17 protein-coding genes are annotated in these 26366 nt (G+C 33.8%); 3 read left to right on the top strand and 14 right to left on the bottom strand.

The genetic code is table 11. The annotated features are described in order from the left end of the window. Positions 1 to 21 precede the first annotated feature (21 nt). Entirely contained in the window at positions 22 to 2919 is a 2898-nt protein-coding gene (locus tag FLACHUCJ7_RS05615) for a PAS domain S-box protein (protein ID WP_180908233.1), read from the bottom strand. Positions 2920 to 3460: 541 nt separating this feature from the next. On the opposite strand from FLACHUCJ7_RS05615, the gene FLACHUCJ7_RS05610 reads away from it, so the two are divergent. After that, positions 3461 to 3808: an SDR family NAD(P)-dependent oxidoreductase gene (locus FLACHUCJ7_RS05610; protein ID WP_180908232.1), complete on the top strand. Its 348-nt coding sequence runs from the start codon at positions 3461 to 3463 to the stop codon at positions 3806 to 3808. 281 nt (positions 3809 to 4089) lie between these two features. On the opposite strand, the gene FLACHUCJ7_RS05605 is transcribed toward FLACHUCJ7_RS05610, so the two are convergent. The 8 genes from FLACHUCJ7_RS05605 to FLACHUCJ7_RS05570 all read right to left on the bottom strand — a co-directional run bounded on the left by FLACHUCJ7_RS05605 (position 4090) and on the right by FLACHUCJ7_RS05570 (position 13817). Further along, positions 4090 to 4503 (bottom strand): OsmC family peroxiredoxin, encoded by a 414-nt coding sequence (locus tag FLACHUCJ7_RS05605; RefSeq protein ID WP_180908231.1) that lies wholly within the window; start codon positions 4501 to 4503, stop codon positions 4090 to 4092. Between the two features lie 143 nt (positions 4504 to 4646). Then, positions 4647 to 5060, bottom strand: a complete 414-nt coding sequence (locus tag FLACHUCJ7_RS05600) for an ester cyclase (RefSeq protein WP_180908230.1) — start codon at positions 5058 to 5060, stop codon at positions 4647 to 4649. Further along, the gene (locus FLACHUCJ7_RS05595; RefSeq protein WP_180908229.1) at positions 5060 to 5827 is read right to left on the bottom strand and encodes an MBL fold metallo-hydrolase; all 768 of its coding nucleotides are present in this window, start codon (positions 5825 to 5827) and stop codon (positions 5060 to 5062) included. Before FLACHUCJ7_RS05595 ends, FLACHUCJ7_RS05600 begins: the two co-directional genes overlap by 1 nt. A gap of 133 nt (positions 5828 to 5960) precedes the next feature. Next, positions 5961 to 7076: an LLM class flavin-dependent oxidoreductase gene (locus FLACHUCJ7_RS05590; RefSeq protein WP_180908228.1), complete on the bottom strand. Its 1116-nt coding sequence runs from the start codon at positions 7074 to 7076 to the stop codon at positions 5961 to 5963. A 214-nt stretch (positions 7077 to 7290) separates the two neighbouring features. Beyond that, on the bottom strand, positions 7291 to 8703 hold the full coding sequence (locus FLACHUCJ7_RS05585) for a family 43 glycosylhydrolase (RefSeq protein ID WP_180908227.1): 1413 nt from the start codon (positions 8701 to 8703) through the stop codon (positions 7291 to 7293). A 194-nt stretch (positions 8704 to 8897) separates the two neighbouring features. Further along, positions 8898 to 10631, bottom strand: coding sequence for an alpha-L-fucosidase (locus FLACHUCJ7_RS05580; RefSeq protein ID WP_180908226.1), 1734 nt, complete (start codon positions 10629 to 10631; stop codon positions 8898 to 8900). Between the two features lie 80 nt (positions 10632 to 10711). Continuing rightward, a complete protein-coding gene (locus FLACHUCJ7_RS05575; protein WP_180908225.1) occupies positions 10712 to 11056 on the bottom strand; it encodes an L-rhamnose mutarotase in 345 nt (114 codons plus the stop codon). A 136-nt stretch (positions 11057 to 11192) separates the two neighbouring features. Continuing rightward, positions 11193 to 13817 carry a glycoside hydrolase family 31 protein gene (locus FLACHUCJ7_RS05570; RefSeq protein ID WP_180908224.1) on the bottom strand — a complete coding sequence of 875 codons (2625 nt, stop codon included), beginning with the start codon at positions 13815 to 13817 and terminating at the stop codon, positions 11193 to 11195. A gap of 469 nt (positions 13818 to 14286) precedes the next feature. On the opposite strand from FLACHUCJ7_RS05570, the gene FLACHUCJ7_RS25615 reads away from it, so the two are divergent. Together FLACHUCJ7_RS25615 and FLACHUCJ7_RS25300 are read left to right on the top strand one after the other, a co-directional pair. Then, complete coding sequence (locus FLACHUCJ7_RS25615; protein WP_379780289.1) at positions 14287 to 14511, top strand: transposase; 225 nt, start codon at positions 14287 to 14289, stop codon at positions 14509 to 14511. A 526-nt stretch (positions 14512 to 15037) separates the two neighbouring features. Next, entirely contained in the window at positions 15038 to 15328 is a 291-nt protein-coding gene (locus FLACHUCJ7_RS25300) for an IS3 family transposase (RefSeq protein WP_230408797.1), read from the top strand. A 172-nt stretch (positions 15329 to 15500) separates the two neighbouring features. On the opposite strand, the gene FLACHUCJ7_RS05560 is transcribed toward FLACHUCJ7_RS25300, so the two are convergent. The 5 genes from FLACHUCJ7_RS05560 to FLACHUCJ7_RS05540 all read right to left on the bottom strand — a co-directional run bounded on the left by FLACHUCJ7_RS05560 (position 15501) and on the right by FLACHUCJ7_RS05540 (position 26358). Then, a complete protein-coding gene (locus FLACHUCJ7_RS05560; protein ID WP_180908223.1) occupies positions 15501 to 18311 on the bottom strand; it encodes a M16 family metallopeptidase in 2811 nt (936 codons plus the stop codon). Positions 18312 to 18422: 111 nt separating this feature from the next. Next, positions 18423 to 20690 (bottom strand): Gldg family protein, encoded by a 2268-nt coding sequence (locus FLACHUCJ7_RS05555; protein ID WP_180908222.1) that lies wholly within the window; start codon positions 20688 to 20690, stop codon positions 18423 to 18425. A 10-nt stretch (positions 20691 to 20700) separates the two neighbouring features. Next, the gene (locus FLACHUCJ7_RS05550) at positions 20701 to 21648 is read right to left on the bottom strand and encodes an ABC transporter ATP-binding protein (protein ID WP_180908221.1); all 948 of its coding nucleotides are present in this window, start codon (positions 21646 to 21648) and stop codon (positions 20701 to 20703) included. 64 nt (positions 21649 to 21712) lie between these two features. Continuing rightward, a complete protein-coding gene (locus FLACHUCJ7_RS05545) occupies positions 21713 to 23083 on the bottom strand; it encodes a RagB/SusD family nutrient uptake outer membrane protein (RefSeq protein WP_180908220.1) in 1371 nt (456 codons plus the stop codon). Positions 23084 to 23094: 11 nt separating this feature from the next. Beyond that, entirely contained in the window at positions 23095 to 26358 is a 3264-nt protein-coding gene (locus FLACHUCJ7_RS05540; protein WP_180908219.1) for a SusC/RagA family TonB-linked outer membrane protein, read from the bottom strand. Positions 26359 to 26366: the final 8 nt, after the last annotated feature.

The following is a 26366-nucleotide window of genomic DNA, read 5'->3' as shown; positions in this document are numbered from 1 at the left end:
ATCATTTAAATATTTTTTATTTTATATATTTTCCAACTCTATTCTTAGCTGTTCTATTGTTTGGATCAAAGTACTTTTTATTTGTAAAAATAGGATTGTAATTTTTTCTTTTTCTTTTTCTTCAATTCCATTTTTCATTTTTTCTATTTCTTTCATATCATCGTAAAATGATGTTATTCCCATAATTTCAAGACTGGGTTTAATTTTGTGTAGCAGCTTGCGGGCCATTTGGAAATCGTTGATTTCGATTAAAAAATCAATTTTATCAATAACATTAACAGTTTTATTTATAAAAACAGAAATCATCTTTTGAACAAAATCCTGGTTCCCCTTGCTCATTAGATGAAAATTTTTCAAGTCATATAATTTTATTTCTTTCTGCATTATTAAATTAGTATTTTGTTTTTTAGTTATATGTTTGGCTATAGTCTGTACTAATATTTTTTCTTCAAAAGGCTTAGTAACATAATCATCCATACCAGCCGTTTTACATTTTTCAACTTCACTTTTAAAGGCATTGGCAGTAAAGGCAATTATAGGAGTAGTTATTTTTAAATTATTTCTGATGTATTTTGTTGCTTGAAAACCATCCATTTGTGGCATTTGAACATCCATGAGAATGATGTCAAAATCTTTTTGTTTTAGAATTTCCACAGCCTGAATTCCATTAACGGCTTCGGTGACTATGCAGTCAAAATAATTAAGAGAATTAATCACGACCTTTCTATTGATAATATTATCCTCAACCAAAAGTACCTTTATTCCACTTATGTCCATTAATACTTCTTTCGAAGCTTTTCTTATAGTATCAATATTTCCTTTGTTAAAAGAAAGCAATATTTCTACAGTGGTCCCTTTGCCTTTTGTACTTTGAATTATAATTTCTCCATTCATTAAATGAAGCAGCTCTTTTGTAATAGCCATTCCAAGACCAGTTCCTCCAAATTTTCTTGTTATGGCAGTATTCTCTTGGGAGAATTTATTAAATATATTTTCTGCATAATTTTTTTCCATTCCTATACCTGAATCTACAACAGAAATTTTTATCTGCTGAAATGATCCAAAGTCTTTTATCAAAGTACAGCTTAAGCTGATTCCGCCATTATCTGTAAACTTTAAAGCATTGCCAATCAGGTTGAATAAAATCTGTCCTAATCTTAAAAAATCTCCTTTGAAATACGGATAAATATCATTGTCAATGTGTGAAGATAACTTCAACCCCTTTTCTTTGGCAGAATGTTTTAGTACTGTAACTATATTATTTATGGCATCAGAAAAAACAAAATCTTCTTCTAATAGAGCCATTTCACCCGCCTCAATTTTTGAAATATCTAGAATATTGTTTACTATCGAAAGCAGATGGTTTGATGCTATTGTACTGTCCTTAAGGTACTGTTTTTGAATATCTGGTGATTGCTGTCTTTCCATCTCTCTTAAGAAACCAATTATAGCATTTAAGGGTGTTCTTATTTCATGACTCATATCAGCCAGAAAAATCTCTTTAGCTTTTGATGCTTTCTGAGCTTTAACCTTTTCATTCTCGAGTTCAATTTCTAGTTTCTTCTGCTCGGTAATATCTAATTGGATACATATTGAGCCGGTTAAATTACCAGTGTCATCGTAATTAGGAGCTCCACCTACAGCCCACCATCTAAGTTCTCCTGATTTGTTTTTTACAGGTATTTGGTATAAGTCAGAAATTCCTTTTTTTCTTAATTCTTTTTTAGTTTTTATAAAATCTAACTTTTTTTCAAAAACAAGCATGTCAGTTGGATTTAGACCTATTAATTCACTTACTTCAAATCCTGACATTTTCGCGAATCCCTGGTTTGCAAATTGAATAACACCATCATTGTTGATCTCTATAAGTCCTAGATTCATGTTGGCAATAATATTCCTGTATTTTTCTTCCTGAAATCTCAATTTCGTTTCAGCCCTTTTGCGTTCAGAAATATCCTGAATAAAAGAACAGAAAAATAATTCGCCATTTTGTTTCAAGGGGATTAATGAAAGCTCTATGGGAAACTCAATATTATTTTTATCTATTACAAAAAGCTCAAATGGTTTGTTTAGTACGAGTTCTTTTTCAGTATTAATATAATGTTTTAAGATGTTTACATACGTTCTTTTATTCTTTTTGTGTATAATGGTATCATTTAACATCTTTCCAAGAATTTCTTCTCTTTTCCAGCCAAAAATGACTTCAGCCTGATTATTCCAAAATGTAATTCGGCCACTATTGTCAACCGTTATTATTGCATTTAATGAAGAGTTCATTATAATACGGTTTCTCTCTTCACTCTGATTTAAAAGATTCTTATTTTTTATTCGTAAGGTTACATCCTGAGATTTCCATAAATGTCCTATACATTGGTTTTCTATAATAATAGGAATATAATCTCTTTCTACAAACCTATTATCCCTGGTTTCCAGTATCTCACCTAATACAATTTTACCCTCTTTTAAGATTTCAGCAACCCTGTCCCTGTAATTTTTAGAATCATAAAATAGTGACTGCGCCTGATCAAGATATCTTTCTGGCTTCTGGCCAATCATTTCCGATGGAGATACTTTTAATCCCCTGATATTACAAAAATATTGGTTTACAAACAAAATAGTATCATTATTATCTACTACAACAATTCCAGACTGTAGGCTATCTAAAAGAACCTTCAAAAATTCAACTGTTTCAAATAACTTCTTTTCAGTGTATTTTCTTTTACTTATCTGTTTTCCCAGATATTTAGAAAGGAAAAGAATATCTTGTTTTTTATCTTCTCTTAAAGTATAATTATGATCTAATTCTTGCAGGCTATCAAATAAACTTGAAATAGACTTCTGTTTTAGTTCTTGCTCATTTCTCAAGCTCACTTCTGCCTTATCAGATTTGTTTTCATTTTCTTTAAAAAAATGATTCATTAATTCCTTCTCTTTTTCAAAGGAAAAATAGGATTCGTTTATAGAATTAATAAAAGATTTAATGGAAGGCTGTTCAAGTATATCATCTGATAGATGACTAATTTGTCCTGCTAGAAGTTTATGAATATCAATATTATAAGGAACTTTATTTTAAATAGGTTAAGTAATCTTTTTTAATCAATAACTTACCTATTAAATATCCTCAAACCATCAATCTGTGTCGGAAAATAAATCAGCAATCTGGTTAGCAAAATGGCATAAACTCTAAGAATATTTTTTTGTGCGTTGCTTTTACGATTATTTATTTTATATAACACAACTTACTAATAATAAAATCATAAGGTAAAAACATGCCAGGATAAACTATTTTGTATAAGTTTATTAAGATATCAATGATTTGTTCAAAATTAGTTTTCATAAAATGAACTTACAAGAAAAAACAAACAAAGTTTATTTAAAATAACTTTGGAGTAATTAATAATAATCTAAATTTAATACTTGAACCCTTAGTAAAATTATCCATACGACAAAGATAGCATTAGTGACCAGTGCTAAAGACATTGGTTTTGAAACAGCAAAACAACTTGCACAGCACAACATCAAGGTTTCATTAGGTGCAAGAAATGAACCCGAAGGAAAAAATGCAGAAGCTACTTTACGTGATTTGTCGTTAGACGTTATCTACATAAAACTAGACATCACTGATTCGGAAGATATAGCAAAAGTTAAAAGCTACATTGCTTTGATTATCAAATTTATTAATAAATTTAATTTTGATGTTTCTCAGATGCTAAATTTTTTCAAAACGCCTTCAATGTTCTTAAAGTTTTTTAAATCTTCCTCAGTCATATTTTACTCATGTTTTCTGAGAATAGTTGCATTATGTTGATTAATTTCTTCCGGAATTAATTTATAACCAGTTTTTAAGTGTTGAGAATTTAACCAAAGTATCATTTCTTAATCGTCACTATCTGATAAATCTACTTTAAAGTTAGGGGAGCAGGTAAAGTTCATATATCCGTTTTTGAAAATTCATTTTCCACAGATTTACCATCTCTGGTGATTCAATGACGTTGGTACAGTTTGTCAGTCTTATGTATTTTATCACAAAAAAAAAGCAGTACACTTCCAGAGAAATATAATACTGCTCTCAAATTTTGAAATCTTTATTTATTGTATTAATGATGCCTCTAAACTAACTTCAAAACTCAAAGCATTCCCAACGGGACACATTCCTTTCGCTTTTATGGCAAGTTCCTGAAATTTTTCTTCCGTTATAGCAGGGATCTTAGCTTCCAATGTTAAACTTGAATGAATAATCACGTTATTCTCCATACTCAGTGAAATTTTTGTTTCTAAATTATCAGCAGAAAATCCATTTTCTGACAGGATGTAACTCAGTGTCATTGTATAACAGGAAGCGTGAGCAGAAGCCAGCAATTCTTCCGGATTGGTAAAACTGCCATCATTTTTTGCATACGAGGGCTTGAAAGTTACGGCATCCAACTTTGAATTTTCATTGTTGAACTTTCCTTTTCCTTCTTTAAAACTTCCTTGCCAAACGGCTTTAATATTTGATTTCATAAATTTATTATTGAATTTTTATAAGTACAAAGTCAAACGTAGCACCATCATGCAAGATTAGTAATCACTTAATTAAAAGCATTTTAATATTTTTCATTTGATGTTGTTCGCTTTTCTTATTGATTTTGAAAAACAGCTAGTCATTACAGAATTGCCTGTTCTTTAATATCTGCCCTGTCAAAATGAGCTCGTTTTTCAATGATTTTTCCGTCTTCAATAGTCAGCCACATCATTAGAGAAAAACGAATATTATTTCCTTTCGGCTCAAGTCCCATCAGCGGATTTTTATCATGCTTTCCTTCGTGAATCATGTAAGCTGCTACTTTATTGCCTTCTGCAATAAGATCTAAGATCTGAAAAGAGAACTCTCCAAACGCATCAAAATTTTTCTTTTCCGATGCTACAAATCCTTCGGCTCCAGGAATGCGGTGATCCACCTGATGGTAAAAGGTAAAATCGTTATGCAAATAATTACTTGCAGCGTCGTAATCTTCATCATTTACAGCAGCATAAAAGTCACGCACTAATTGCTTGTTTTGTTCTATATTATTTTCCATTATAAAATTATTTTTTCTCCATCCTCTGGAATGATTATACTATTGCTAATTGATTTTTTGTCAACAAATTGTTTTAACTCTTTTCTTGAAAGTGTATTATGGTATACTCCTTCCATGTGTACTACTACTATTTTTGCTTTTGGTGCAGCTTGATATGTGCGATAGATATCTTCTTTATTCATAACTAATTGATCACCAATGATGAATCGATTATCACCGCCATTTACCACAATTACTTCGGGTTTATATGTATTTATTGTTTTTTCAACTTCGTTGTACCAAACGGTATCTGCTGCAATATAGAGTGTATCTTCTGACGGATGCTGCATGACCATTCCACATACTTGACCTGCAAGATTGAGAATAAATCCTTTGCCGTGTTGGGCTTTAGTTCTGATCAATTTAATATCGCCAAAGTTTGAATTTTCACCCAAAATCTCCAGATTGCTAAATCCTAATTTGCTTATTACCTTTTTGTCGTTTTCATCCTGAACAAAAATTTTAATATCTTTTGGCAATGCATCAGCGGCAGCTTTGTCCCAATGATCAAAGTGAAGATGTGATAAAAAAACAAAATCAATATCTTTAATAATTTTTTCAATTGAAATTGGAAGTTCATGCAACGGATTTCTTTTCCAATTCCAGTCTTTGGACGGCATTGGACCACGGGCTAATTCTCCTTTTTTAGAAAACATAGGGTCTACTAACATTTTCTTTCCAGCATAGTCAATAACAATAGTGGCGTTTCGTATCAATTGTATATTCATAATTTATGTATTTAATTATAATGCAAATTTACAAGTCTCTTCACTTTTTGATGCTACCAATAGTTCACTGTTAACTACCATTTTGATAATCAAATAGTAATTTATTGGGTCTTAGTTCCAATCTTTTTCTGTTTTAATTATTCGGCATTCCATAAGCATCAGCTATCAATTTCGCTGAATGCAATATACCTTTGAGAGAATGCCCCAAGTTGGCTATCATCAATTCATCTGCTCCCGAAGTTTTTTGAAATTGATTCAATTGACTTACTACTTGATCGGCGGTCCCTTGTATTATTTTTTCGTTCCAACTTTCCAATACATATCGTTCAGATTCGCTATAAACATAGTTTTTCAATTCTTCTGGAGAAGGAATTACGTAGGATTGACTGCTCATCATACGCAACATACTATGAGAAAAAGATAAAGTTTGTGTCTTGGCTTCTTCTTCACTGTCTGCTGCAAATACAGAAAAACAGGCTATGGTATGTGGTTTATCAAGGACGTTTGACGGCTTGAAGTTTTTTCGATAAAGTTCAAATGCCACTACTAAATTTTCGGGTGCTAACTGTGCTGCGAAAGCAAAAGGTAATCCTAACTTTCCAGCCAATTGTGCGGAATATCCTGAAGAACCCAATAGCCACAAAGACGGACTATCAAAAGATCTTGCTATTCCATTTTCACGATCTTGTCCAGGTCCAGGAACCGCAAATACTTTATCCTTATACGGATGACCTAATGGAAAATCATCATCCAGAAAATGCATTAATTCTGTTACTTGGGCAGGAAAATTTTCCTCTCCAACAAGGTTACGACGCAGTGCGTGAGATGTAAGCCCGTTGGTTCCGGGAGCACGTCCTATCCCTAAATCAATTCGACCGGGAGCCATTGCCTGAAGCATACCAAATTGCTCGGCAATAACCAAAGGCGGAAAATTAGACAGCATCATTCCGCCAGAGCCCAAGCGTATTTGTTTTGTTACTCCGATAAGTCTGGAAAGTAACATTGCAGGTGATGAAGTTGAAACGGCAGGCATAGCGTGATGTTCGGCCACCCAATAACGGGCAAATCCTCGTTGATCTGCTAATTTTGCAAGTTCAATACTATTGTTAATACCTTCTGTAGCTGAATATCCTTTCCCTGTGGTTGCTACATCTAGAATCGAAATAGGCACGGGAGCATTTCCTTGTTTAGTAACAGCTCCGAAAGCCGATTTTTTATTTTGTGTAGTATCTATATCTTTACTTTTCATAATTTGTACTTTAAATTATTTTACAAAATTACTTCAGAAAAGAAGAGTATAGCCTACCAAAAAACAGTTAAGAACTACCGTTTTGATAATCTATAAAACTTAAGTTTTTTTAAACTTAATTTGTCGGCATTTCATACACATCTGCCCTCAATAACAAAAAGTAAACACATATTAGATAATTCAATTGTAGTTTTTTTTTGACTTCACATTATTGTTATTTTATAATGATAAGTTTGTCCAGAGAGACAAAATTTCCAGTACTACCAAATTCAGTTCCATCTTTTTTATACCAATTACCGTGTTTTCCGGCTACGGTTACAATCAGTTTATAAGTTCCTTTCTTAAAAACGGGACTTAAATATTTCAATGAAGATTCCGCATATTTACAATACATTTCAATTAAACTAGAATGAATTATTTTGTTATTACTATCTTGAATTTCAATATGTGCAAATCCTCCGTCTGGTTTAGCTATTCCATATAAACCAATTTGCGTACCCTTAAAACATAATGAAAAAGAGGCTTCTTTTTTGTTAGAATTGTAATATGAAAAAATATCCTTCAAAGGAGATTTAATCCAACTATCAGAGTATATTATTTTTTCATCTGTATTTTTAATATTTTTTCCTTTCAATTTCACATTAGACCATCTTCCCGTTGTTGTATTGATTTTCCAGTTTTCTTTATAATTGGGTATTGTGAGTTGAGTTCCAGAAACTATAAGCGGTTGCCACACATACGTTGCAGCTGATTTTTGATATGGAAAAGCCCATCGATCTCCCATAAACAAATAGCTGGTTTCTTTAGATCCTACGATAGGAAGTACGAATGTAGTTTGAGAATTCCATGTTGAGGAGTCTTTAGGAGCAAAATTTCCTTGTGCTTCCCAAGGTCCCTTTAACGAAGTGGCTGTAAAATAATAATTGTCATTTCGTTCCCAAGAAGTTAAACCAGAACCTAACCAAAAATAAGTATTGTTTTTTTTGAAAATAACGGGTGATTCACAATGTCCAGTCATATCTTTTACTATCTGTTCCGTAACGCTTTTATAATCTTCACTTAATTTGTATAAATTTCCTGAATGTGTAATAATATAACCCGTTCCATCAGTATCCTGAAAAGTACCCATATCCCATTTTTTAATAGGTTCTCCGTTAAAGAGTATTGCGCCCTGAAAAATGTAAACACCGTCAATAGTTTTTGATGTTGCGTAGCCTACAGCTTGGTCTTTGTATTTTAGATCATCAGTATGCATATACATAATATATTCCCCAGTTTTAGGGCATTTCATGACTTTTGGTCTCTCTCCAATACGGTTCGGACCTAATTTTCCAGATTTTTGCACAGGTAGCACTATTTTTTCAAATTTCCAGTTATATAAATCATCAGAAGAATAGCAACTAAATCCAGTAAAATCAATAATTGAATCACTTTTAAATTCGCCAAATAGATAATATTTTCCCAGATCTTTAACTATTCCAGCTCCATGTGCACTCACAACATTTAAATTAGTATCAAACCATGGAATCCCTGAATTAATAGTGTTGATTTTGTTTTTTTGCGCACTAGCTGAAATAGTTATAATTAAAAATGTAACAGTTAAAAGTGATTTGATTTGTCCTTTCATATTTTTAAAATAAATTGTTGTTAAACATAATGAGGTTTAAGATAGTTTTTAAATTGCCCAACCCCATTGGTTCTTCAAAATGGTATAATCTTCATTTAAATCACGCCCAGAATTATGCCTATATTTTCCATCTCTTCTTGTGTCGCCATTTTCTTGTTTTTTAATATTATAGGCTAATGATAATTAAATTAATTTTACTCAATTTCAAAAGTTACAGATGTAACGAATGGCATACTGTTAGGACAAGTAATCAATAAACCATCGGCAGTTTCTTTCCATTTTAGTTGTCCTTCATAACCTAGCAACTTAACTGTTTTAACTGTTTTGCCATACTGCTTTACCTCTTTACCAAGAGACTTAATTTTTATTTGAGTATTTGGAGCTGGTACATTCATACAAAAGGCATACAGTTTATTATTTTTACCGACTGTAAATCGGATATCCTGAGCGTCAAACTTAAATTCAGCTTGTTTACTACCCAATTTTCCTCCAGGAAGCATTTTTAACTTTCCATTAATCATTTCTCCTTCTGCAGGTATTACCCAAGCATGACTTCCATATACTGCTTTACCATTCAATCGCATCCATTTTCCTACTTCTTTCAACATCTTTTGACTCTCTTCATTAATTGAACCGTCAGGCAATAAAGAAATACATATTGCAGCATTTCCATCTCTTGCTATCGCTTCAATTATGTAACGAATCATCATACCGGAATCATAGGTAAAATCTGGAGCATAAAACCAATCTCCTACTGGAGCTTCAGCAATCCAAGGTTGGTCTTTTTTAATTTCTGAAGGAATTCCAAACTCCTCGGTATTTACGGTACCATTAGTATTATTGCGAAACTTAACAATGCTAAAAGTATTTACCTCTCCACGACGCTGTAAACTAGTATTGTAAAAATCAGCCATAACAGTTTGCATCGCATTGGCTTTATAACCCGTTCCTGTTCCGTCTCCTGTAAATGGTCCTTGAACTGTACCATCGGTATAAATAAAATCAGGATCGTAATTTTTTACAACATCCATCATTCTTAAAGCCCAATTTGTTGCATACCATTTAGCATATCCTAAATGGTTACTAAAGATTCCTGCTGGTGGCGGTGACCAATCAGTATGAGCGCTCTTTTCTACATCTTTGTACTCACGCAAATCAATACCATAAAGCATTTTTGGGTCGTATCCTTCCCACCATTTTCCTTTACCATCAGCAAGCGTAAGATTACCATCATAAGGAATTCCTTTTTTAGCTCCTTCTTTATCACTTCCAAAAGCTGTTTGCCACCACCACCAAGTATATTCGTGATGAAATGTGACTCCAAATCGCATTCCGTTTGCTTTACAGGCTTTTGCCCATTCACCAATCAAATCCCTTTTAGGACCAATATTTACGGAGTTCCAAGGTTGGTATTTAGAATTCCATAAATCATAATTATCATGGTGTACTCCTTGAATCATTAAGAAACGAGCACCTGCATCTTGATAAATTTTTGTAAGTTTCGCTGGATCAAGCTTTGTAGGGTTCCAGTCGCGCAAAACTTCTTTGTAACCTACTTCAGAGGGATGACCGTATTTTTTAATATGATTTTTATAGGCTTCTTTATCTGTATTATAAAGATTACGTGCATACCAATCGCCACTTTCTCCAGCAGCTTGTGGTCCAAAATGAACCCATATACCAAATTTTGCCTCACGAAGCCAAGCTGGCTCTCCTGGATAATTTTTTTCTATAGATTCCCAAGTAGGTTCAAAAGGACCTTTTGCAATAGGTATTTCTAAGTTTACCTCAGTGAATGTATTCGAATCTCCCATTGGTACACTATTCAAAGCTAAGGGAGCTGGTATTGCTGGCATAGGATTTTTTTCTTGAGCATAAAGACCAATCTGAAGTAAAGGCAATAGCGTGAATAAAATTTTCGTTCTCATTATTTTTATTTTAATTATTATTTTATATCATTTACAATTGAACATTCCAAACTAAAAACTTGGATTATTTATTAATAAAATCATTCTAATTTATATATTTGTTCCATAGGTAACCATTTTTCGCCATCTTTTGCACCTGGAGGTGCCTGTTGAAATTTCCACATTAAATTTTCCCACTCTTGAACTTTTGGGTTGGCTTCATCCATTTTTTGTTTGCGTTCCGGAGTATAGTTTACATCGACTTCTATAATCATAAACAGTCGATTTGCTAAAAGGTAAATTTCCATATTTATAATCCCTGAATCCCTTATACTTTTAGTAATTTCAGGCCAGGTCTTTTCTTTAGAATGATATTTTTTATATTCTTCTATTAATTCTGGATTATCAACTAAATCACAGGTGTAACATATTTTTTTAAAAATCATAATGTGTTAATTTAAAGGATTTAATCAGTCATTTTGTATTTTTTAGTAATTGATTTTATAAAAATCCTCCTTGATAAATGTTAAATTAAATGCGTAATTGTTAAAATGAAACTACTTAATTCTTGTTATTCATTTTTTATTTCTTTTGAACCTCAATACTATTCCCATTATATTTTACCAAAATATTTGTTCTTTGATTTTCGAGACCAATACCATTTGATTCGTCAACCCAAACGATATTAAATACACGGTTTTTAATTAATCCATTAAAAGATTGCCCTTTACGTTTTCCAATTATTAGGGTTTGTTTTTGTTCATTCCATTCAAATGGTATGATTGAGAAAGCTCCTTTTTCATAGTTGTAATTTACTCCTTCATCCTCATACAATTCAAATTTACCATTAGCGCCGGCATAAACTCTAATGTCAAGGGTATCGGCAGGTTTTTCATTTGTATATTGCATTTTTTCACCCATTGGAATTATAGAACCAGATTTTACATACAATGGAATGGTTGTAAGAGATGCATCTGTTTGTACGGTTTGCCCTCCATTGTATTGTTTTCCTGTCCAGAAGTTAAACCAACCAGATTGGTTTTCCGGCAAGTAAACATCCCAATTTTTCATACCTTCTGAAACCACTGGAGCAACAAGAAAGGCAGATCCAAACATATACTCGTAGTTTTGTTCAAGTGCTTTTGTATCATTTGCAAAATCCATTACCAATGGACGCATAAATGTTCCGTTTTTAAATGTGATATCTGCCGCTTGCGAATAAATATAAGGCATCAAACGATAGCGAAGGTTTAAGTATTTTAAAGCTTCCGTTTCTACTTTTTCACCGAACCTCCAGAATTCAGTATTGGTTGTATATCCGTGCACTCTTTGCAAGGGACTGAATGTCGCTAATTGAAACCATCTTAAAAAACGTTCGTGAAATTTAGGATCTGTATATTGACTTTCGTCAGGACGGAAAAAACCTCCTGCATCAAAAGTCCACCAAGGTAATCCTGTTATTGATAAATTTAGTCCAGCGGTGATTTGTCGGCGTAAGGTTTCCCAATCATTACCTACATCTCCTGTCCAAACTGCTGTTGCGTATCGCTGTTGTCCAGAAAATGCGCTTCTAGTAAGAATAAAAACTCTCTTATCTGGAGCATCTTTTCGGGAACCTTCATATACAGTTTTAGTTACAAACATAGGATAAACATTTCTCATTTGCTCTCCCGACATTGTTCCGCTATTTATTTTTCGTCCCACTAAATCATCATTTTCTGGTTCAGTAGCATCGAGCCACCAAGCATCAATTTCATAGGGTTTTAAGAGCTTTTTACTAAAATTTGTCCAATAATAATTGGCTGCATCAGGATTAAAAAAATCTATCCATTGGGTATCTGGTATGTAGTACTTTTTTTTATCAAATTCTATCCCAATTTGACTTTCTTTATCAATTTTAGACCAAACAGAAAGCATCAATCGCATATTCATTTGGTGTAATTCTTTTACCATTTGAGAGGGATTGGGATACATTTTCTCGTCAAATTTCATCGAATTCCAGCCATATTTTCCCCAATATTGCCAATCTTGAACAATCATATCCATTGGTAATTTTCTTTTTCTGAATTCTTTAGCATTTGCAAGTAATTCATCCTGAGTTGTAAAGCGTTCACGACAGTGAATGTATCCCAATGCCCAGTTGGGCATAAGTGGTGCCTTTCCTGTAAGATTACGATAGCTTGAAATAACTTCATCGGGATTTCCAGCGAAAACAACGTAATCCAACACATTAGCAACAGGAGACCTAAAGACTGTTTCATTGGTTACTTTACGATAATATACCACAGGAAGATCATTTTTTTCTCCTGTAACTACCATATTGTGTTTGCCTGCTGTTAGATTTACTAATATACTAGTTGTAGGTGGTAACCAATGGTTTTTAAAATTAAGAACGTCTTTTCCGTCAATTGTTAATTGCCATTTTCGAGCCATTTTTTGACCGACATCAAGCAAAATTGCATATTCACCTGCTTCCTTAATAATAAAACTTCCATTAAACGTACCATTTTGGCGCGTTTCCTTTTGGGTGCCGTTAGTAGTAGTAACATTAACTGTAACAGCTTCTCCAGATGCACCAGCTGCATCAAAATTGACAACATTGTCTGCGGGGTTAAAATCGGTAAGTCCGTAATTGTGCCATAACAAACCGTAACCTTTGCTAGACATTAGAAATGGAATAGAAATTTGGGTATTGACTTGGGTTAATCTCCTTGGTAATCCTTTAATATTCAAATATCCATCCTGAAACTGACCAGTTCCAAACAGATATTCATCGGGTAAAGAAGTAAAACCTTGTTCCACAATAGAAGTTGGTTCTCCTTGTACTGAACTTTGTTTAAAAATGCGTCCACCTGGTTTTTCGCTAAGAAAGACCTTTCCTTCAGAATTGCGATAAGATATTGTACCACTAATTTTATCTACTACAACAGTCATTTTTGCTATACTAATTTCAAGGAATGAATTGGAATCTGAAACCTTAAAATCAGGCATTTTAACTTTTGAAACGAAAACAAGCTCGGGCAATTGATTTTTCATATCTAAGCCATACTGAACTCTAATAGTATTATCCGTCAAAGGAATTAAATGAAGTTCTCCTTTATCAAGAGTTATAACTACTTTATCATTTTGTTTTTTATAGCTTTTAACTGCCTGTGCAATAGAAAGCATAGGGATAAGTAAGAGAAATATAATTGTTATTTTCTTCATTTTTAATTTTATTTTTTGATAGTTCTGTATTGTAAATAAATCACAAGAACATTTTTAAACATATTATATATTTCCGCTTTTGCTTATTTCGTTTAATAAAAATTTATTGAAAAAGAATATAAAAATCTTTGCTTCAAAAATTAATAAAATCATATCATGAAGAAATAATTTATATATTATACATATATATTCAAATATAAAATTTTATTATTTAATTTGGATCAATTCAACTAAACAAATGTATATTATACACTAATAAAATATATTGTTCAAAAAAGCTTTTTTATTATCTAAAAACGTTCTTTTAAACCTTGGACATTATTATGCTCAAAAGTACTTGGATATGCCAACTTAGCGTAGAGTTCTAGTTAAGAACAAAATATTAACTTTAGACCATGAAAGAAAATCGTAAAAATTACGACCGCATTTCAAAGAGAAAGCAGTCCAATTAAGTTATGAAAGAGACAATATCTCTTTACTTGCCAAGGAACTTGAGATAACAGCTGCTTTGCTTTATAAGTTGCACCAATATTATCAAGAATTTGGAAAGGGGAGTTTTACTGGAAAAGGCAATTTAAAACTAATCCCTGAACAAGAAAAAATTAATGAACTTGAAAAAAAATTAAAAGAAGCAGAATTAGAACGTGATATCTTAAAAAAGTCAATAAGCATCTTTTCCAAGAGAGTTCGATGATTTATCTTTTTATAAAAGACCATGAAAAAATATATTCGATTGAAAAGATGTGCAAAGTTTTAGAAATAAGCAACAGCAGTTACTATAAATGGAAAAAACAGGTTGTTTCAGAAAGACAAAAACGAATGATTTTAATATAAAGAAGCAATAATAAACATATATTATGCTGTTAAACAGCGATATGGAAGCCCAAGGATTACTTTAGAACTGTAAAATATAGGGTGTCAAATATGCAGAATAACGGTAACCAAATACATGAAGCAATTAGGGTTGTACAGTAAATTGAGTAAGAAATTTAAAGTAACAACCAATTCAAAACATAATCATTTCGTTGTCCCAAATATTTTAAAAAGAGAATTTACAGTAAAAGAACCCTCTAAGGCTTGGATTTCAGATATAACTTATATTCAAACAAAGGAAGGATTTTTTGTATCTCACAATTATTTTGGATTTGTTCGACAGAAAATAATTGGCTAGTTTAAGCAATGGTTTGAGTACTAAACAAACTACCTTATCAGCTTGGAAAATGACACTTAAAAATCGAAAAATCACAAATGAATTAATATTCCACTCCGACAGAGGAATTCAATATGCTAATAAAAACTTTACCAATATGCTTGACTCTTTTAAAACTGTAAATAGAAGTATGAGCCGTAAAGGAGATTGTTGGAATAATGCTGTTGCAGAAAGTTTTTTCAAATCGCTAAAAACAGAATTAATTTATGGAAATAAACTAATTACTAAAGAACAAATGGAACTTGAAATTTTTGAATACATAGAATTTGGTACAATAAAAAAAGAAGACACTCTGCTTTGAACTATAAAACTATTAAAGAATTTAATAAATTAACTAATTACAAAAATGTAGCTTAACTTTTTTTCTACTTTTTGTTTGCATATCCAGGATATCATTAATAACAAAAAAGGCTGTCCGGCAAAAGACAACCTTTAATGACTAATAAAATAAAAAAAAATGTATCTCAGTTCTCTTATTTTCCCGATGGATTCTCCGGGCTCATAATGACTTCAACACTGCTTGAACTATCCAAAACGTGCTTACCAAACTGCTGAATAGTTTTTTGATTAATTTTAGAAATTAAATTTTTATATTCTTCATCCTGTAAAAAAGGAATCTGATTTAAACTGTTGTTGTAAAGGGTCGTATTCCAGAAAGAATTGGTTTTTAATGACTCCTCCCTATTTTTAAGAAGTGCTTTTTTAATGTCTTCCAAATCGTTTGCATTAACCGGATTGGTTTTTAAATCGTTTAATTCTTTCCAGACAATCTGCATTAATTTCTCTTTTTTATCAGGATTACAGTCAAAAGTCAGTTCAAGACTAAAAGAAGGTTTCGGGAGTAATTCCAGATTTCCTCCAACCTCAACACCATAGCTGCCGCCTTCTTCCTCGCGAATGGTCTGCAGGAATCGTTTTGATAATAGTTCTCCGATGACATACATCGACAAAACATTTTTTTTACTGTATTCTATGGTTCCGGTTAAGTTTAAATAAACCGTTGTCTTGGCAACTTCCATCGGACGTGTGAAATGAACTTCAGTTTTTCCTTTTTTAGGTTCAATATTATGATCGGTATAATTTTCCTTTAAAGCCGGATTTGATTTGATGTTTCCGATGTATTTCTCAATCATCTCTAAGGCGGAATCCGGAATGTTTCCAACAAAAATAAAAGTGAAATCAGCCGCGTTTTTAAATCGGTCACGGTAAATATCTTCTGCTTTTTTCAGATCAATAGTTTCAAGGAATTTTTCGTTGAAAATAAAAGTACGCGCATTGTGATTTGAATTTGCCAGGGCAATAGAATCTTTAAATGCGTTTGCGTTGTCTTGTTTAATATTTTCCAGATTGTTTTTATACTGCTCTTTTAGAATATTAAAAATATTGGGGTCAAAACGTGGTACTTCAAAAGAAAGATAAACCAATTGAAGCATCGTTTCGAAATCGGCTTTGTTTGAACCTCCCTGAAAACCCTGTGTGTTTTCGCCAATAAATGGGGAGACCTTCGCTACTTTTCCACTTAATTTTTCTTTTAAGCCAATATTGTCAAAATTGCCTAAACCGGAAGATCTTGCCAATGTTGTCGCAATTTCGCCAGAAGCCAGATCTTCTGTTTCTATGAGTGATTTACCGCCTTTTGAAAATGCAGAGAAAACAATCTGATCCTGCGCATACGTGGTTGGAAGTACAATTATTTTAGCATCATTCTCTAAAATATACCCTTTTGCCTGTTTGATTCCGGCCACTTCAAATGTTTTTTTGATGGTAACGGGTTTTAATTCTTTTTCTATTAGAGGAGCATTATTTTCTTTTTTTATATAAGGTGCTAAAGTCATACTTTCGACCTTTTTCATCACACTCACAACAGCTTCCTTGTTGGGAAAATCATTTTTATCCTGATCAGAGCCTGTTACTAAAACCACTTGGTTTGTAGGTTTTTGAATGGTTTTCGCGTAAGTGTTCAATTCTTCTAAACTGATGCTTTTTATAATGCCAACAATCAGTTTATAATCATCTTCTGCAGAAAGAAAAGGTTTTGCTTTTAAGAAATAATTCGTTAGTTTATCTGCCCAGCTCTCGTTGTCGATTTTATCTTTATTGCCGATAAAATCATCGTACGAGCTTATAAAAATCTTTTTGGTTTGCTCTAATTCGGCCTTTGCGGCACCAAAACGTTTTAAGCGTTCGGCTTCTGTATAAGCTTCTTCAAAAGCCTGAATTGTTTTTCCTTTTTTGGCTAAAGCCGAAATATTATAAGTGGTATTTAATCTTGAAATTCCGCTGTAATAGGAGCTTAAATTTAAACTTGAACCTTGTTTTTTTATAAGTAATTCTTTGAAACGATTGTTTAATATACTGGTGTAAAAAGAATTCATGATGTTTTTACGCGTTGTAATACTGTCTTTTACCATTGGCTCGTCAATTATATATCGCAAAGTAATAACTGTTGATGAAGCTTCTTTATCTGAAGCGGTTCCAAAATACAATTCATCATGTTTTGGAATTGTTTCATACGTTCTTACAGCCGCTTTTTTTGCCAGAGGAATATCAGAAAATATTGCTTTAACTTTTTGCTCAATGGCTTTTACATCGATATCTCCAACGATGATTACAGCCTGTAAATCGGGTCTGTACCATTTTTTATAGTAATTGTGCAATTCAGCATATTTGAAACTATTGATGATATCCAAATCACCAATCACATCCCTTTTTGCATATTTTGATCCTTTGTACAAAACCGGATCGGTCTGCATTTTTAAACGGAAATCACTTGTTCTTCGGGTTCTCCATTCTTCCCTTATTACGCCTCTCTCGGCATCGATTTCAGCATTGGTTAAAGATAAGGATCCTGACCAGTCATGTAAAACCCACAGGGTAGAATCGATCAGTTTTTCATTGCCAACAGGAACAGTGCTGATGTTGTAAACCGTTTCATCGTGAGCTGTGTAGGCATTAATGTCTTTGCCAAAACTTACACCATTTCTTTCCAGCATTTTAATGATGCCTTTATCCTTAAAATGCTCGGTTCCATTAAAAGCCATATGTTCCAGAAAATGCGCCAGTCCGTTTTGATTGTCGTCTTCTAAAATAGCTCCAACATTTTGAACAAAGTAAAAACTCGCTCTGTCTTTTGGCTCTTCGTTATGCAGGATATAATACGTTAAACCGTTTTTTAATTTTCCGGTTGTAACATTTTTATCAAGTGGAATTGTAGTTTTGAATTGAGAGAAAGCAGCGTGAAAACACAGCAGCAGAATCCCAAAGAGGATATTTTTTTTAGTCATTTTTTTATTTTTTATCCAATGGTTGTCGTTAAAAAATCGATTGGAATGTTTTTGGTTGGGGAACAAAAACATGTGAAATATCATTTCCAACGACACCACTGGGAAGATTTTTTATCTTCTGTTTCTTCTAATTAATATAAAGGCGGCATTTAATATGATTAATAAAGGAAACAGTCCGATAAAGATAATTTTGTTAATAAAAATCTGATTAGCATTAATGGTTATTTTGTTGTCGGTGTTTTCAGGACGCGTCGTATCAATTGGAAATTCGTAATTAGTGAACCAGCTAAAAATATCTGTAAAAAATTGAAATGTTCCCGAACCGCCACGGCTTAACTCAGCATTACCCATGAAATCAGCATCGCCCGAAACAATTATTTTTTGTTCTTTACCATTTACATTTCTTGTTAGTGATACTACAAGGGGAACAGCAGTTGATGAAGGCTGCTTTTTTAAATCTTCTGAAATAGATGTAATAGCAGTTTGAGATTCCCATGCCGGCTGTTTATTGGTTCTTAAAAGTGGTGTTACCTTAAATCCAGCATCTTTAGTAATTTTAATGCCGCTGCTACCTAAAAATGGAACGGGGTTGTTATCTCGGCTTTTACTAAATTTAAAACTATTTGGGGCTGTATTTTTTTGAAGATCCGTAACTAAATAATCAGGAGCATTGGTTTCACTTTCCTGAACTAGGGCTTGTCTTGTATAGCTTAAACCTAATTTATCGGTTATTGCAGCCAATGCCGAATTCGTTTCAGGCTCTGCTAAAAGCATTAGGTTTTTCCCCTGATCGATGTATTTTGTAATTCGATCAATAGCTCCATGGCTCAATTGCGTTTTTGGATCGGCGATAATTAAAATATTGGTTTGTTCCGGAATATTCTGTGCATTGATATCGACAGAAGCCACATCAAATCCCTGGTTGATTAACGAATACCTGAATGTAATTTCGTTAAATCCTGTTTTATAATTTTTATCCCCAATTTTGTCAATACTGCGCTCCAGGTTTCCGGCAGTAAAAACAATTTTGGGAGCATGAAAAGCCAAACGTTTTAAGGCCGCAGTGATTTCTTTTTCGCTCGGAGCTTTGAATAAATCATCATACATTCTTAAAAAGGTTTTCTTTCCGTTGTATTCTACCGTTCTGACTACTCGGTTTTGCTCTGGGCCTAAATCAATAACTTTTTTAATTTCCTCTGGAGTATATAATTTTTTCAGCTTTAAATCCTGTGTTTCGATCATTTTATCAGCAAGTTGTTTGTCATTTAATCCCGGATTCTGGGTGTACAAGGCTTCATTGTTTGATTTGTCATAGTAATACACATATTCCATCTCTATCTGGGGCAGAAATCGTGTATATTGTTCAAAGCGGGCCATATCATAATTTTGTGAATATGGCATGACCATGGAATAGTTTATATCCAGTAAGTTAACATACGTAATTATTTTAACCGGACCCTTTATTTTTTTGACGACATCTAAACTTGCTGCTGTAAGGGTTCTGGCTTTTGTACGAGTCATATCCTGATAGAGCGTAAGTGAGGCTCTTGATGTAATGTAACCCAATGCCAAAACAACAGTTATTAAGGCAGTATATTTTACCACTCTTTGAACAGTAGATTGTGCATCTCGTCCGGTTTGTAATTTATAAATACTCAATCCAATAAAAAGACCGCTTACCAAAATAAAGTAAAATATATCTTTGCTGATTAAGAGTCCTTCCAGCATTTCATTGGCACGGCCTGCGATGGACAGGAAATACGTTATATCCTTTACAAACTCGATATCCTGCCATAATTTTCCAATAAAATTCAAACCTGCCAAAACTACCAAAGTACTAATAGCAGCTACCACCTGATAGGAAGTCAGGCAAGACATAAAAAGCCCTATTGCGGCGTAGGTACAAACTAGCAGGTACAAACCGATAAGTCCTGAAACAGCAAATTTTAAATCAAAATTGTCAATAGAGAAATAACCGATTATAACCTGTAAACCTAATATACTAACGAATAACAAACAGTAGGCTGCAATGGCCAAGTATTTGCCTAATACAATATCTCTAATTTTAATCGGTGACGAAAGTAAAAGCTTGATAGATCCGCTGTTAATCTCACGGCTCACTAGTCCCATTGTCAAAAGAGGCACATATAAATACAAGTAATTCTGCATTTCAGTATACAATCCGTTGAAGCCTGAAAAAACATATTGCGACAAATTGCCAAAGCTTTCTCCTATTTTTTGTGCTTTTTCAAAACCTTGAATTGAGTCGAAAAATTTCCAGCTGGACTGGATAGAAAATATGACTAAAACCACCCATGCAACCGGTGAATAAAACATGGTGTTGAGCTCTGTTTTAGCAATTCTGTATATTGTTTTCATTTGTTTTTTTTTAAGAAAGAATGGCGTTTTTAGAAGGTGCTTTTTTAGATAATTGGGCAAAAATTTCATCAAGGGAGACTTTTTCGAATTGGATCTCGCGCAATTTCCAGTTGTTATATATACTTAGCGAAATAATTTTTTCTGCAACTTCCTGACTTCCGGTAAAGGTTACCTGAACTTTTTTTGGTGATATAAAAACGGCAGCTGTAATTTGAGGAATTTCTTTTAATGCTTCAAGAGCCGGCGGATTTTCAAAATTTGCAATCAATTTATCGGCTTCGATATAATTATTGAAAGCGTCAAGTGTGTCGGAGAAAACCATGTGTCCGTTCTCAATCATTCTGATGTCCTGGCAGGTTGCCTGAACTTCAGACAGAATGTGCGAAGAAAATATTACGGCTTTATCTTTGGCGATTTTCTTGATTAAATTTCTGACTTCTAAAATCTGGTTAGGATCCAGTCCATTGGTTGGTTCGTCTAAAACTACCAGTTTTGGTTCGTGAATAATGGCTTGCGCAATTCCCACACGTTGTCTGTATCCGCCCGATAAGTTTTTAATTAATCGGTGGCTGAAATGTGTAATACCGCATTTTTCTTTGGCTCTCTCAACAGCATCATGTAAATTTTCTTTTTTAACATGACGCAGTTCTGCACAGTGTATTAAATATTCGTTTACTGTTAAATCTAAATGCAAAGGTGGCGTTTGTGGTAAAAAACCAATTAGCTTTTTTGCCTCGACAGGGTTTTCTTTTAAATTAATTCCGTTAATAAATATATTTCCATGAGTCTGGTTTAAGACCCCGCAAAGAATATTCATCGTAGTTGATTTTCCTGCACCGTTTGAACCCAAAAGACCTAAAATTCTGTTTTCTTTGATTTCAAAACTGATATTCTGTATTGCCCAATCCTTACTATATTGATGCGATAAGCCCTCAACTCTTACAATTGTTGTTTCCATAGTATTTTTTAAAATTGCAGGAATGTATTTTCAGTACAATACATTCCTGCCTAATTTTTATTATTTAATATCCTTCAGTTGGGATTAAAAAGGGATTAGAACGAAGAGCAGGTTCTGGTATTGGATATAAACGGTCAGTAGATTTCCAGATTTTATCTGATAAAACAGAGAGGGTTTCATCAAGTTTGCCGGTTCTTTTAAGATCCAGCCATCTGTGTCCGTTTTCTGCGAAAAATTCACGTTGTCTTTCCAGCGCAATTAAGTCAAGCAATTGGTTAGTGTTTGTTAAAGTCGTATTGCCTAATAATGCCCTGTTTCGAATTACATTAATATCTTGCTGAGCTCCTGTAATATCATTTGATCGAACTCTGGCTTCAGCTCTTATCAGATACAATTCTGCCAGTCTAAGTACCGTTGAGCGTTCTGAAGGAGAAGCACCAAAGTCATTTTTATATTTATGGGGAGCAATGCCTAAAAATATGCCGTTATTATTACTAATATCAATTGTCCACTTGGCTTTTCGGTCGTCACCTGTTTCAAAAAGCGCATTTCCTTTTCTTAGTAATAAGTTCCCTGCTGTTGTAAATACGGTAGAGCCTTCATAAGTGTACAAGATGTTATGATAAGGTATTTGAAGAATTGACTCCTCACTATCTGCCACAAATGGACTGTTTGTATTGGTTAAACCGGTAGTTATTTTGTAAATTCCCGTTTCGTTAATTACTGCAGTGGCGTGTGCCGTTGCGTCGGTCCATTTTCCTAAATACAGATTTACTCTTGCCAGTAAAGTCTCAGCGGCCCATTTTGTGGCTCTGATTCTTTGTCTTTTATAATTGGCATAATCTGTTGGAAGATCTTTTGCCGCATCCGTTAAATCAAGTGTAATTTGTGCATAAACAACTTCTTGGGAGGATTGTGGGAGCAAAGCAGACACATCTACATTTGTAGTGAGTACTAACGGTACATTCCCCCAAAGATTGGTCAGGTAAAAATAACAATACGCTCTTATAAATTTTGCTTCGGCAATCCATTGTTTGCTTTTAACAGCATTAAGAGTAGTGCTTTTGGATACTCCTTCTATAACGTTGTTGGCATTGTAAATAGTTTTATACAAGTCACCCCAGTTACCGTTCATGGTGCCGTCAGTCACTGGGATTTCATTGGAACTGTAAACATTTGCAATACCTGTTGTAGGGACTAATTCATCAGCAGTCTGTCCAAGAACAGCATGTACGGTACTGTAATAAAAATCGGCAACCATACTTTGATAGATTCCGTTTACGGCAGCCTCAGCTGTTGGATCTGACTCATAAACCGTTTTTGATGATAATTGATTTCTCGGAAGTTCAACCTCAAGGGATTCCTCGCAGCCCGCTAGTCCTAATAAAAGAAATAACGAAAATATATAGGTATATTTAGTAGCAATATTTGTCATGATTTTTAGATTTAAAATGTAAACTGTGTTCCTAAAGTAATTGTACGCAATGGAGGCAAAGCCAATCCCTGTGTTTCAGGATCAAGTCCCTTATACTTGGTAAAGGTTACCAGGTTCTGCCCCTGAAGCGAAAGACGTATACTTTGCAAATATTTCTTTGTGGCCTCATCTAAAGGGATTTGATAAGAGGCACTTACATTTTTAAGTTTTATATAAGATGCATCTACAATAGAAGCATTAGATTCTATGTAGTTGACAAAAGTGTTTTGGAACCTGGAACTTAAAACATTTCCTTGTTCCAGGTAATCATTATATTCATCTACCTGAAAATTCGCAATTATGGTAGCAGAACCAGGCTGGGCACCAGTAGAAGCCATTAAAGTAGTTCCTTCTTGTTTTACAAATTGAAATAGAAAGTCGAGTGTAAAGGCTTTGTAATTTATTGTATTTGAAATTCCTCCATAGTATTTAGGATAAGTTGGTCCGTAGTATTTTCTATCCCCTCTGCCTGTCTGGGCAAGTTCTCTTGATATTCTGCCGTCTCCGTTTACATCTTCAAATTGTGCAATTCCGGCAGCATTTACACCTGTAAAATTAAATATGTACCTGCTGTTTAAAGGCTTTCCAACCTCATAGGTGCCATAATAACTTGTAAACTCAATTCCATCAAATCTTGACAATTTATTGGAATTGGTAGAGATATTGAAAGCGGTAGACCAATTTAAACTTTTATTACGAATATTGGTTGTAGCCAGCGTAAATTCCCAACCTTTATTTTCGACTTCAGCCGGTAAATTGGCAGTGTAAGTTGTAAAGCCTGCCTGCGCACTAAGGGTGTAGCTTACCAACTGATTGATGGAAGTGTTTTTATAATAAGCAGCCGTAAAAGAAACACGATCTTTAAGGAAACTCAAATCTAATGCAGCTTCAAATTTTCTGGTTGTTCCCCACTTAATGTTAGGATTTTCAATTCTGGCAGCAGTCATAGCCGTGTTTCCCTCGCCATAGGAAGCTGTCTGAAAACTATCAGCAAATTGATAATTATCAATGTCATCGCTTCCTATTTCTCCATAACTGGTACGCAGTTTTCCAAAACTTAACCAGTTTTGGTCTTTTAAGAAATTCTCTTCGGTAAAAATCCAGGCAGCTCCAATAGATCCAAAATTCCCAAAACGGTTATTAGCTCCAAATTTAGAAGAACCGTCCCTTCTAAAGTTTGCATTTAGAATGTACTTATTTTGGATGTTGTAATTCATCCTGCTAAAAAGTGAAATATACTTATATTCCGTACTGCCATTAGTAGCTGTTATGGATTCTGCAGCAGCCATATTGCCAATTAAATTGTCAGCACTGTATCCTCTTGAACTAACATACGAAGGCATTTCAGATTTTCTATTTTGCCATGATCCTCCCACAAGTACTGTCAGATTTCCTTTCCATAAATCTTTTGTATAATTAAGCTGGGGTTCAACACTAAAATTATTGGTATTATTGGTTGACGCTGTATAGGATCTTTGAAAGTTTACATTACTGCCGATTGATTCAAAAAAAACATAATTGATTGCCGATCCGGGCATGGTCTCACTACTCTGCATTTGCGCTCTGCCGTATCCTAAATCAGTCTTGAAAGAAAATCCTTTCGCAATATCATATTGAAGGCTTAAACTTGTAATCAGGTTCATACCTTTATCTCTTACCCTTTTGTCTAAAGCAGCCAGTGGGTTAATGTCGCTACCATAAGTTGAGGACCAGTAGTAACTCCCGTCTGCATTGTATATTGGACGGTTTGGTGCAATCCCTACTGCATATGTTGTAATGTCAAAGAAAGGAAGGTTGTTGTTGTCTGTCGCAAAAATTACTGAAGCCCCTATTTTTAATTTTTTGTCTAGAGTAGTATGATTGATGTTAAAGTTGGTCGAGAATTTGTCATAACTGAAATCTCCCGGTACCACTGTAGTTTCTTTATGATAAGCACCGCTTACAAGAAAGTTTGTGGTTTCGTTTCCACCTCTTAAGGAAGCAGAGAAATTATTAAAATTACCTGTACCGCCTATTAGTTTTTTCTGCCAGTTATTGTTAACATTGGGGTCCCACTCCCTAAGAGCAATACCATTATTTCTTACATTGGCGACAGCACCACTATTGGTTAATGCCGTTTGCAGCATATTTAGGTAAGCAGGAGTTTCTAATGTTTTAACCATATGGGCTACTTCAGAAAATCCGGAGTTTGTGGTTACTGTAAATTCTGTTTTTCCTGCTTTTCCTTTTTTAGTAGTGATTAGTACAACACCATTGGCACCTCTGGAACCGTAAATTGCGGTTGCATCAGCATCTTTCAGAATTTCGATACTTTCAATATCATTTGGGTTAATAATGTTTAGCGGACTCGTTGATTTTTGAGCTCCTCGCAGTACATTGTCATTCTGTGTTTGTTGTTTAATGTCGTCTCCAATATAAGGAACACCGTCAACAATATAAAGCGGCAGGTTTTTTCCCTCAATAAAATTTCTGCCTCGAATGCTGATATTCATATCACTTCCTGCATAACCGGATGTCTGTGTAACAAAAACCCCGGGAGTTCTTCCCTGTAATGTCTGCAGAATATTGGTTACGGGTTGTTTTTCAATATCTTCAGCAGTAATCTTTACAACAGATCCTGTGGTTGTTCTTTTGGTAGTTGTTCCATAACCAATCACGACTATCTCATCTAACTTAGCTAAATCGGGCTGCATTTTGATGGTAATGGAAGTTTGGTTTTCAACTGTAATTTCTTGTGTTTTATACCCCAGGTAAGAGACTTTAAGGGTATGCTTTCCTGAGGGCAGTTCAATATAAAATTGTCCATCAAAATCAGATACTCCATTTTTGTTTCCTCCCACAAGTGAAACCGTTACACCAGGAAGCGGCAGGCCATTTTCATCCAGCACTTTTCCCGTAATCATGTTGCTCGCATATACAGGTTTTACCTCTTTTTCTCTTATAAGAATGGTCTTGTTTGCCGTGACAGTTACTTCAAAATTACCTTTTTTTAGACTTTCTTCCAGAAGTTTACCAGCATCTATAGTTCCTTTTTTAAGGCTGACTTTAGGGACTTTATCAAATAAATCTTCATGGTAAATAAAAGCATATTTTGTTTGTCTTCGAATCATATCGAAAACCTCGTCAACGGTTACTGTTTTATCTGCATCAATTATGATTTTATCATTCTGAGAGAATATTTTCCCCGGAGTAAAACTGAAAACTGTTGTGCAAAATAAAAATATAAAAGTTTTCATAATAAACA

This window comes from Flavobacterium salmonis (genome assembly GCF_903819435.1).
In the GTDB taxonomy this organism is placed as follows: domain Bacteria; phylum Bacteroidota; class Bacteroidia; order Flavobacteriales; family Flavobacteriaceae; genus Flavobacterium; species Flavobacterium chungangense.
The sequence above is the reverse complement of the archived record's forward strand: the minus strand, read 5'-3'. Positions and strand labels throughout refer to the sequence as shown.